Here is a 10,869-nt window from a genome sequence, read left to right on the forward strand (position 1 = left end):
CAAGAAGATCACGCCGCAACTGGCGCAGGAAATCGGTAGCCGCTTTGCCACCCGCATCGAAGGCACCTGTATCAAGCACCGCCTCGGTCAGGTGTCGGTCAAAATGTACGACAAGTTCAATCGCGTGTTGCGCCTCGAAACCACGACCAACGACGTTTCCTTCTTCAAACACTACCGCAAGGTGGAACATCGGGATCACCACGAAAGCCACGAAGTCGCACCCCTCAAGAAGACGATCTACAGTCTCATCGACTTGCGCGAAATTCTGCTCGGCTGTAACCGACGCTACCTGGAGTACCTTTCCGCGCTCGACGACTTCTCCGCCGGCGACCGCAACCTGCATCGACTCACCCGCCCCAAGACCGTCGACGGCCATACGCTCAAGGGTTTCAACTTCTTCGACTCGACGCAGCAAGCTCTGCTCCGTGCCTTGCAGCGTCCAGAGTTCAACCTCCGGGGCATTTGTCGTGCCGATCTGAAGTCCTTCTTGCCCCATCTCTCCGTGTCGAGTATCACCCGCTATCTTTGGCGCCTGCGCAAGTTCGGTTTGATCAAGAAGGTCGCCCATAGCTATCGCTATTACCTGACACGACTCGGCCGCAGCGCCATTGCCGCCGCTTGCCGCATCACTGAACAAACCATTGTCCCCGCCCTCGCCGGTGCAGCCGCATGACCAATTCTGCTCAGAAAATGTAAAGATCTCATTCATAAGAGACTATAACTGGAATCTCTGGTCACCGGAATTCGGGAAATCGCCCAGAAAGAGCGCTCGGCTGACGCGTCTTGAGTGAACGCACAACGCGCTTTCTTCGAGCCGCGTGCCAGCGATTACTGGTCAGCCCACTGAAGACCCAAGTCTTTGACGAACTCCTCCTCGTTCTTCAACAGAACATCCCGCCGAGCGCCAAGAAGCTCGTTTACGTTCCCTTCGACCTCTTCGGGAACGCCGATGCTCGCCAGCAAACGGTTATCCTCTGTTTCACATATTCCCCGCTCCCTCCGTTTCAGAGCCTCCCGATAACCTACAACCGAGTCCTCGTCCGGCACGACCATCAGATGCCACCAAGTGGAGCGCTGACCGGTGGTCAGCAGGAGGGCCATCGCCCCGGCACCCTTGGCTAGGGCCTGGTGGGCTAGACCGTATTGCTTGCTCTGGCCCGATTGCTCGTACTTATCGTGGAAACGAGCCATGGCAAGGGCGCATGCTTTGGACCGGGCCGCACGGAAGTCGAAGCGTTGAGGCTGGCGTATTTTTGACGTCACATCACGTTCCATCGCCATCCAGGATTGACCGCGCATCATAGCTTCCAATGCCTTCTTGCTCCGATCATAGACCGTTGAGTTTACTCCGGCGAATACTTCGCCGTAGGTGGTTAGCCAGAACCAACGTTTGACGGCATCGTCTTCATCTGCCGACAATTCGGTGGTGGCTTTCAGACAAATCGCCAACGTAATTAGCTGCCAGGAATACGGAAGCGCTTCTGGGCCAAGTATTCCGCAGAAATCACCAAGCTTTTTGGCTGCTTGCTCGACCTGCTTGAAGGTCTGCTCAATTACCTCGCGGCTCTGCAAGAGCTTCCTCGCCATCTCGTCAACTCGGAACTTTGCGGGTCCCTGACCGATGAGACCGGCGCAGACGCGCAGGATGTCGGTATCGGAAATACCTTGCCAACCGAGCGGATCCAGCAAATCGGCTCGGTACTGTTGAAAAATCTCCTGAGGATCGAAGTCGCTCTGGTAAGCGAGGGCGACGACCATGTTAAAGGCGCTCATCGGTTCGCCGCTGGAATTGATGCGTTTGAAGCTCTCGGTAGCGTCTTGCAGGGAGTCGGCAACCAGCACGGCAACAGGAATGCTGTACTCGCGAAGGCGGTCGCGAAGTGCATCCGCTTCAGCAATCTGGTGCTCGCTCAACGGCTGCGATCGATCTCGGATCCACTTGTTCAAGGCCGTCCGATCAAGCGCAATGTTGAGTGGAAGCTGGGTCGGTGTCGGAATTTGCCCCGCTCGTAAGAGAATGAAGCGCTCGCGACTGTCTTCGTTCTTGGCGGGGTTCAGCTCAAAGGTCCATCGCTCCGAGTCTGCAGACTCATTGAGAGGCTGCCCAACGACTTGAGCGCCGGATCGCCCCAGATCCCCGAGCAAGCCGGGACCCAAGATCTGCACGAGTGTCGAGAGACGTTGATGACCATCAAGCAACAGCCTTTGACTGCTGTTCGCCGGGGAAGGCGGAATGGAGAAGCCGCCGACATGATCGATCGTCTTGATCGGTTTCGCGGTCGACCAGAGCAAAATGGTCCCTATTGGGAACCCACGGTACAAGCTGTCTAGCAGGTCGCCTCGTTGCTCGGCTTTCCAGGTCTCTTCTGTGCCAGGTCGCTGAAACCGCGGTATGCGGATCTCCCCGCGCATCACTTCGGACACCACTAAGTAGAGAGGTTGAATGTAGGGTTGGCGTTCGTAGAACGGCACGTCTTTCTCCCATCAAATCGCGGATGCAATGCGCTCGGCCAATTGCGTCATCTCAGGCCAGGCATCATCGCGCTCGAACCAGTCGTCGGACCAAGCTATTTCCTCGACGAACTCGCTCTTGAAAAAGGGATCACTGCCGATCCGGGGAAGCGGAACAAAATGACGGGCTTGTCCCAACGCAAAATGTTTTTCTAGTTTTTCCAGCAACATATCGCGCTCAACTGTGTTTTGGACGCGGGCATTCGAGATCGACTGGAGAGCCTCCAGCGGCAAGTAATGTTCCTGATCCCTTCGAACGAGTCGATGGATGCGTTGTATCATGCCGTTGCTCTTACACCGCCGTTCTAACTCTTTGGATTGATCGCCGGGCGTTTCGGGCCGCTCCCCATCGTGGTCGAAGACCAAGAAATGAAGCAGCCGCCAGACTTCCGCTGGTAGTCCGAAACAACGCCTTGCCGTGTTGTCATCGGTAAAAAACGTGACCAGAGCAGTCATCACGGACAAACCGCCACCGTTTGCGTAACGAATCTCGCCTTTACCCTCCCAATCCTCGAACCGCTTTCGCCACACTGGTGGCATTGCCCGGCGTAGAAAGGCTGCGTCGTTGATTTGATGCTCAACCATCACTTGAAGCGGCTCTGCAGCAGCCCTGGCCGCCTCGTCAAGAGACAGCCAGCAGCCATCAGCGTCTGGGCGACGTTCGGCAACGAGTACTCTGTTGGCACCCACAGCGATCGCGCTCGCTGTGACCAACTGGGTGCGTTCACGCAGCAGCGACACTTCGGCCTGTAGCCGCGGAGACAACGTCGACAGCCAGGAATCAAATATTGGGGCCTGGCGGGAATCCCACAAAGCCTGCGGGCTCGCCGATATGATGACGGTGTGTCGACGCAGGGCCGCATTGCGCAACAGAGCCAGCCGGTCCACATCCCGGCTCTGACCACCAAACAGTTTGTCGTCAACCCAAAAAATCATCCCCCACCTGTTTTCTTCCAGCGCAGATCGAGTATACGGTGTGCCAGTTCCTGCTCTTTCTCGAACAGGTCGGGCCGCCAGCCGGTCAGTGTGGCGTCTGACTTAACGTCAACCCGCGTCACGCTTCCAGCGCCGTTCGCTCGCTGCTCGATCCAGTGCAACGCTACCTGTCCGGACTGCAAACGTCCGTCCAGAACTGCCAGTTGCATTGCGCGTAAAAGGTAGACCGAGTGAGTCTCTAGAACTACGGGAATGCCAGCCCGAACGGTCTCCAGCAGTCGATCAAACAAAGCGACTTGGAGCGTCGGATGGAGGTAGGCTTCCGGTTCTTCCAGGGCAAGTAGTGATGGAGCCGTTGGGCTCTTGGTTTCCGCCCAAGTGGCAGACAGCAGTATTGGCAACAACGCTCGAAGGCCCTCGCCTGCCAAATGGAGCGGCAATTCCTCGCGGCCACTGGCGCGATGCACCAATTGCCTTTGGCCGGAAGACATCCGACGAAGTGCGATCTCGTTGCCCATCCCGTCTTGCTGGCTCAACCATCGAGACGTTGCCTCGAGTACGGCTTGTTCTTCTTGCGAAGCGCTCAGTACCAAAGGGAGATCAGCCCCGCTGGCGCGGCAACAGCGGGCCCTTCTGGTCTCGTCGGTGCCTTCTCCAGTGCGGTTGGCATGCAGCCATTGGATCCGTTGCAACGGATCCAGTGCCTTGCGGACCTGCGCTGACAATTCCTTCGCTTGTTCCGGCAGGCCATCGGGGAACAGGCTGACGAACTTCAGTCTGCCACTCCAATCCTGGCCCCGGTACTGCCCTGCGTATTCGGCTTCGATCCCATTTCCGTCGCGAACTACAGCGCCATCCAGGTCAACCAAAAATTTGTCGCCGGCTCCTGGCACAAGATGCAGACGGTTGACTACCAGTCCGTCATCGTCCGCAAATTGGACCTTCAGTGTCGGTTCTGTAGTAACCTCTGGCGCAACCAGGGTTATCCAGGGGGAGAGGGCCGGATTCGTTCCCAACCAACCCAGTTCTTTGAAGGTTGCGCCGCGCAGCGCCGGGCACTGGAGGTCCAGGGGACCGGCGCCGTCTTGTAGAGAATCCGCCAAGAGGACCAGCAGGCGCAACAGGCTGCTCTTACCCGCCTGGTTGAAACCATATAAGAGCGTCAAGGGACAGATGTCGAGACGTGCTTCCTCCTGGAAGCTTCGAAACGCCTGAACTTTCAGACTGAAGATCAACGAAGATGTCATAGTGGTGTGGACTGTGCGGACGGTCGGGGCAATATTCGACAACGTTCATTGTAGCGGAACGTCCCCGCCGATAATTAGTGTTTGGCAGAAAACCAGAAAATACATGCTTTATCAGTATGTTACTATACACGTAGCTGTGGGGTCATACACGGAGCTGCGGGGTCAGAGCTGCGGGGTCATGTCTTGAAATCATGCATCCATTCCCAACCATTCGTTCCAGGCGAGCGGCCGCAAGAAGCCGCGGCCGTCGCCTGAGCTTTGACGTTGAACTAAAGCGCTGCGCGCTGGTTAGGCACTCCACCGCCCTTGACATCACACCGCCAGGCCTCGGGAATGCCGTGGCGCGCATAGAGCGCAAGCTTGCCATCGCGGTCGTAATCGAGTGTGGTGTCGGAAACCTCGACGATCAACAGGACGTCAGCGGCTGTCGGTCGTCATGGTTGGCGCGTTTGACGAGGGCAATGTCCGGCTGCGGCTCGCTCCGTTCGTCAAGGACGATGGGGTTCTGCACCCGCACCATATAACCGGCGGAAGGGCCGCTGCCGAGATACTCGGCAAATCGGTCGACGAGAAATGCCTGCCTGCCTGCTGCCTGTCGGCGCCAGCCACGGTAGCCACCGGCATGGCCAGTCTGGCGAACGCCGGGCGTAGCGCGGCATGGCCGTGCCAGAAACCCGAACTACTCGATCCCGCGCCGCAGCCGCCCCTCCTTAACCAGCGCATAGATCGCCGGAATCACCGCCAGGGTGAGGACGGTCGACGAAATCATCCCGCCGACCATCGGCGCGGCGATGCGGCTCATCACCTCGGAACCGGTGCCGGTGCCCCATAGAATCGGCAGCAGGCCGGCCATGATCGCGACGACGGTCATCATCTTCGGCCGCACCCGCTCGACGGCGCCTTCCATGACCGCGGCGTAGAGGTCGGCCACCCCCGGTTCCCGCCCGGCGGCGCGGCAGCTCTCCTTGACCGCTTGCCAGGCATGGTCGAGATAGATCAGCATCACCACGCCCGTCTCCGCCGCGACGCCGGCGAGCGCGATGAAGCCGACGGCAACCGCGACCGACAGGTGATAATCGAGCCCCCACATCAGCCAGACGCCGCCGACCAGCGCGAACGGCACCGACAGCAGGACGATCAGCGTTTCAGTCAGGCGCCTGAAGTTGAGGTAGAGCAGCAGGAAGATCAGCAGCAGCGTCAGCGGGATGACGATCTTCATCTTCTCGAGGGCGCGCTCCATGTACTCGAACTGGCCGCTCCAGGTGATGTAGGTGCCGGGCGGGAACCTGACCTGTTCCGCCACCGCTTTCTTGGCGTCGGCGACGTAACCGCCGATGTCGCGGTCGCGGATGTCGACGAAGATATACGCCGAGAGGAGGGCGTTCTCGGTGCGGATGGCCGGTGCGCCTTTCGTCACCTCGACGCGGGCCACCTGGCCGAGCGGCACCATGGCGCCGTCCATCGTCGGCACCAGCACGGCCCGCGCGATCTGCTGCGGATCGGAACGCAGTTCGCGCGGGTAGCGAACGCTGACGCCGAAGCGCTCGCGCCCCTCGACGGTGGTGGTCACCATCTCGCCGCCGAGCGCCGTGCCGATGACCTCCTGCAGGTCGCCGACCGCCAGACCATAGCGCGCCAGTTGTTCGCGATCGGGTTCGATGTTGAGGTAGAAGCCGCCGGTGATGCGCTCGGCAAAGGCACTGGTCGTCCCGGGCACGGCCTTGACGACCGTCTCGATGGCCTTGGCGAGCTTTTCCATCTCGTCGAGATCCTTGCCGAAGACCTTGATGCCGATCGGCGTGCGAATGCCGGTGGAGAGCATGTCGATGCGCGCCTTGATCGGCATCGTCCAGGCGTTGGCGACGCCGGGGAACTGCAGGGCCCGGTCGAGTTCGGCGATCAGCTGGTCGGTGGTCATGCCGGGGCGCCATTCGGATTCCGGCTTGAGGTTGATCACCGTCTCGAACATCTCGGTCGGCGCCGGGTCGGTTGCCGTGTTGGCGCGCCCGGCCTTGCCGAAGACCGACTCGACCTCGGGGAAGCTCTTGATGATCTTGTTCTGGGTCTGCAGCAGCTCGGCCGCCTTGGTGATCGACATGCCCGGCAGCGAAGTCGGCATGTAGAACAGCGTGCCTTCGTTGAGCGTCGGCATGAACTCGGAGCCGAGCCTGGAAGCCGGGTAGATCGAAATGCCGAGGACCAGCAGCGCGGCCAGGATGGTCAGCTTCTTCCAGCGCATGACGCCGGCGATGATCGGCCGGTAGCCCCAGATCAGCGCGCGGTTCACCGGATTTCTCGCTTCCGGCAGGATCCGGCCGCGGATCAGCCCGAGCATCAGCACCGGCACCAGCGTCACCGACAGGATCGCCGCGCCGGCCATGGCAAAGGTCTTGGTGAAGGCGAGCGGCGAGAACAGCCGCCCCTCCTGGCCCTCCAGGCTGAAGACCGGCAGGAAGGAGACGGTGATGATCAGCAGCGAGAAGAACAGCGCCGGTCCCACTTCCTGGCACGCCAGCAGCATGGCGGCGGCGCGATCCTGCCGGGAATGCTGCGCTGGCAGCCGCTCCAGGTGCTTGTGGGCGTTCTCGATCATGACGATGGCGGCATCGATCATCGCCCCGATGGCGATGGCGATGCCGCCGAGGCTCATCAGATTGGAGTTCATGCCGAGCAGGCGCATGGCGATGAAGGCGATGAGCACGCCGACCGGCAGCATCAGGATCGCCACCAGCGCGCTGCGCACATGCAGCAGGAAAACGATGCAGACCAGCGCAACGATCAGCGATTCCTCGATCAGCGTTCTCTGGAGGGTGGCGATGGCGCGGTGGATCAGTTCGGAGCGGTCGTAGACGGTTTGTACCGTCACCCCTTCGGGCAGGCCGGAGCCGAGTTCGGCGATCCTGGTTTTCAGGTTGTGGATCACTTCGAGGGCATTCTGGCCGTAGCGCGCCATGGCGATGCCGGAGACCACCTCGCCTTCGCCATTGAGTTCGGTCAGGCCGCGCCGCTCGTCGGGCGCCAGTTCGACACGCGCGATGTCGCGGATCAGCACCGGCGTTCCCTGGTCGCTCTTGACCACCAGCGCTTCGAGGTCGCCGATGCCGCGCAGGTAGCCCTTGCCGCGCACCATGTACTCGGTTTCGGCCATTTCGACGACGCGGCCGCCGACGTCGCGGTTGGAATCGCGGATGACCTGCACGACCTTCCGCAGCGGCACGCCGTAAGCGCGCAGCTTGACCGGATCGACCGTCACCTGGTAGGTCTGAACGAAACCGCCGATCGATGCGACTTCGGCGACGCCATGCGCCTTGCTGAGCTGGTAGCGCAGATACCAGTCCTGGATGGTGCGCAACTCGGCGAGGCTCCTGTCTTTGCCGAGCAGCGCGTACTGATAGACCCAGCCGACGCCGGTCGCGTCCGGGCCGATCTGCGGCGTCACCCCCCTGGGCATGCGGCTGGACGCGAAGTTGAGATATTCGAGCACGCGTGAGCGCGCCCAGTAGATGTCGGTACCGTCCTCGAAGATGAGGTACACGAAGGACGCACCGAAGAACGAGAAGCCGCGCACGACCTTCGCTTGCGGCACCGACAGCATCGCCGTGGTCAGCGGATAGGTGACCTGGTCTTCGACCACCTGCGGCGCCTGGCCGGGGTATTCGGTGTATACGATGACCTGCACGTCCGAGAGGTCGGGCAGTGCGTCGAGCGGCGTCCTGAGGATGGCGACGATGCCGCCGACGATGACGAACAGGGTGGCCAGCAGGACCAGGAAACGGTTCCTGCTCGACCAGTCGATGAGTTTGGCCAGCATGGCGAAGGGCTCCGTGGGTTGCCGTCAGTGGCCGGCGTGCGCCGCGTGCGGATTGGCCTGTGCCGCGGTTCCGGTGCTGGCCTCGGGCCTGCTTGCCGGCTTGACCTGGCCTTCCGCCCGGTGTCCCGTGTTTGCCGGGGTCATCCTGGCGGTGGTTTCGCCGGCCGGGGGCTGCGCCTGGGCGAAACCGCCGACAGCCGCCTTGAGGTTGCTTTCGGCGTCGATCAGGAAGTTGGCTGCGACCACCACCTGCTCGCCGGCGCGCACCCCGTCGCGCACCTCGACCTGGTCATCGCTGCGGGCGCCGAGCTTCACTGCGCGCGGCTCGAAGCGACCCTCAGCGAGCTGCACCAGAACGATCTGGCGCGTGCCGCTGTCGATCACTGCCGAGACCGGCACGGTCAGCACCTGGCCCCTGGCGGCCACCGCCAGCTCGACCTGGGCGAACATGCCGGGTTTGAGCAGCATGCCCGGATTGCTCAGCTCGACGCGGACCGGAATGCTGCGGGTTTCCGCCTTGAGCGTCGGATAGATATGGCGGATGGCCCCCTCGAAAACCTGCTCCGGGTAGGCGTTGACCTTGATTCTGGCCGGCGCACCGGTTTGCACCAGCCCGATGTCCTGCTCGAAGACGTCGGCGATCACCCAGACCGTAGACAGATCGGCCACCTGATAGAGTGTTTCGCCGGGCATGAAACGCATGCCCTGCACGGCCTTCTTCTCGGTCACCACGCCGGCAACCGGCGAGCGGAAGCTGAGCGTGCGCCGGGCGTCTCCGGAACTGGCCAGGGCCTTGAGCTGTTCGTCGGAGATGTCCCAGTTTTTCAGGCGCGTGAGGCTCGCCGCGGCCAGTTGCTGCATGTCGCTGCCGCTGCGGGCTTCGCTGCCGGCCGGGTGCAGCGATTCCGCCGCCTGCGTGGCGAGCACGTATTCGCGTTGGGCAGAGACCAGTTCCGGGCTGTAGGCTTCAAACAGCACCTGGCCCTTGCCGACCATCTGACCGGTCACATTGACCTGCAGGCGTTCGACGTAGCCCTCGAACTTGGGGGCGATCGCATACTGGCGGCGTTCGTCGGGCTCGATGCGACCGACCGCGCGAACGATCCGGTCGAGCGAGCGCAGGCGGACGGTCTCGGTTCTGACGCCGAGCTTCTGAACCTTTTCGGTGCTGATCCTGAGCTGCTTCGCGGCGCCCGCCTCCTCGTCGGCTTCGTCGGCATAGACCGGAACGTAGTCCATTCCCATGGAGTCTTTCTTCGGTGTCGGCGAGGTGTCGGGCAGGCCCATGGGGTTGCGGTAATAGAGGAGCTTGCGTTCCTTTGCCGCCGGGTCGCCGGCAGTGGCGGCCGTCTGGTGAGTTGCTTCCGGACGGCCGGGGGGATTCCGCGTGCCGGCCCAATAGCCCGCAGCGGCGGCCAGCGCGGCGACCGCCAAAGCGCCGGTTGCAATGCGCGCGCCCTGCTTCATAGATCTTCTCCCAGGAGACGTTCAATTTCCGCCAGGCGGGCCTGTCCTTCGGCCTGCGCCCTGATCTGGTCCTGTCTGGCCTGCCGAATCTGCCGCTGCGCATCGAGCAGCATCGCGAAATCGAGCTTGCCGTTCTCGTAGCCGGCGAGCGCGGCCCTGAAGGTCAGCTCGGCCTCGGGCAGCAGGTCATTGGTGGCCAGGGCTTCGCTCCGGCGCGCGCCGTCGATGGCGGCCAGATTCTCCGCCAGGTCGGCAAGCACCTGGTGGGTGCTCGCTTCCTGGCGCGCGCGCGCCGCCGAAAGCATCGCCTCCGATTCGCGTTCCTGTGCGCGTCGCGAGGATTGCTGTAGCGGAATGTTCATTTCGACCATCACATCCCATTCCCTGATCGCACTCTGATACTGGATCGGTCCGGCACTGAGGGTGAAATCCGGGTAACGGTTCTTGTAGGTGAGTTCCCGGTTTTTTTCCGCTGCCTGGAGTTTGCCGGCTTCGGCCGCCAGCAGCGGGTTACGGACGCGGACACGTTCTTCGAGCGTGGCGTAATCGAGCCGCGCCGGTGGCGGCAGCGGGCGCAGCTTCTCCGGTGCTGCCAGCGGTGCCGCCGCGGGCCGGGCGAGCAAGGCGTTCAGGCGCGTGCGCAGGTGGTGGTGCTCGGTTTCCAGGGCCACCAGTTCGCTGCGCAGCCTGGTTTGCTCGACCTGCGCACGAATGAGGTCCTGCAGGGTCGCCAGACCGTTTGTGTAGCGTGTCTGGACGATTTTTTCGAGGCGCCGCATCAGGTCGAGGATTTCCTGCGTCAGGTGCTCATTGCGCTGGACGTAGTACCACTGGGCGTAGGTCGTCTTGATCCTGGCAGCGATTTCCGACCAGGTGCCCAAGGCGCGTCCTCTGGCG

7 protein-coding genes and 1 pseudogene are annotated in these 10,869 nt (G+C 61.9%); 1 reads left to right on the forward strand and 7 read right to left on the reverse strand.

What is annotated here, in order from left to right:
• Window positions 1-673 (forward strand): annotated as a pseudogene (locus tag CAPSK01_RS18225) (MarR family transcriptional regulator); the annotation flags it as partial.
• A 155-nt stretch (window positions 674-828) separates the two neighbouring features.
• On the opposite strand, the gene CAPSK01_RS18230 reads toward CAPSK01_RS18225, so the two are convergent.
• The 7 genes from CAPSK01_RS18230 to CAPSK01_RS18260 form a co-directional block, all read right to left on the reverse strand.
• A complete protein-coding gene (locus CAPSK01_RS18230; protein ID WP_034930066.1) occupies window positions 829-2,472 on the reverse strand; it encodes a DUF262 domain-containing protein in 1,644 nt (547 codons plus the stop codon).
• A gap of 12 nt (window positions 2,473-2,484) precedes the next feature.
• Window positions 2,485-3,447: a hypothetical protein gene (locus CAPSK01_RS18235; RefSeq protein ID WP_034930069.1), complete on the reverse strand. Its 963-nt coding sequence runs from the start codon at window positions 3,445-3,447 to the stop codon at window positions 2,485-2,487.
• Window positions 3,444-4,682, reverse strand: a complete 1,239-nt coding sequence (locus CAPSK01_RS18240; RefSeq protein ID WP_034930072.1) for an AAA family ATPase — start codon at window positions 4,680-4,682, stop codon at window positions 3,444-3,446. The genes CAPSK01_RS18235 and CAPSK01_RS18240 overlap by 4 nt, the downstream gene beginning before the upstream one ends.
• A 281-nt stretch (window positions 4,683-4,963) precedes the next feature.
• A complete protein-coding gene (locus tag CAPSK01_RS23910) occupies window positions 4,964-5,104 on the reverse strand; it encodes a Uma2 family endonuclease (RefSeq protein ID WP_273704029.1) in 141 nt (46 codons plus the stop codon).
• A 269-nt stretch (window positions 5,105-5,373) separates the two neighbouring features.
• Window positions 5,374-8,505, reverse strand: coding sequence for a CusA/CzcA family heavy metal efflux RND transporter (locus CAPSK01_RS18250; RefSeq protein WP_034930074.1), 3,132 nt, complete (start codon window positions 8,503-8,505; stop codon window positions 5,374-5,376).
• Window positions 8,506-8,529: 24 nt separating this feature from the next.
• Window positions 8,530-9,972, reverse strand: coding sequence for an efflux RND transporter periplasmic adaptor subunit (locus CAPSK01_RS18255; protein WP_273704030.1), 1,443 nt, complete (start codon window positions 9,970-9,972; stop codon window positions 8,530-8,532).
• On the reverse strand, window positions 9,969-10,869 hold a 901-nt coding region (locus CAPSK01_RS18260), incomplete at its 5' end, for a TolC family protein (RefSeq protein ID WP_034930131.1). The genes CAPSK01_RS18255 and CAPSK01_RS18260, both read right to left, overlap by 4 nt.

The sequence above is a fragment of the Candidatus Accumulibacter vicinus genome (assembly GCF_000584955.1).
GTDB lineage: Bacteria > Pseudomonadota > Gammaproteobacteria > Burkholderiales > Rhodocyclaceae > Accumulibacter > Accumulibacter vicinus.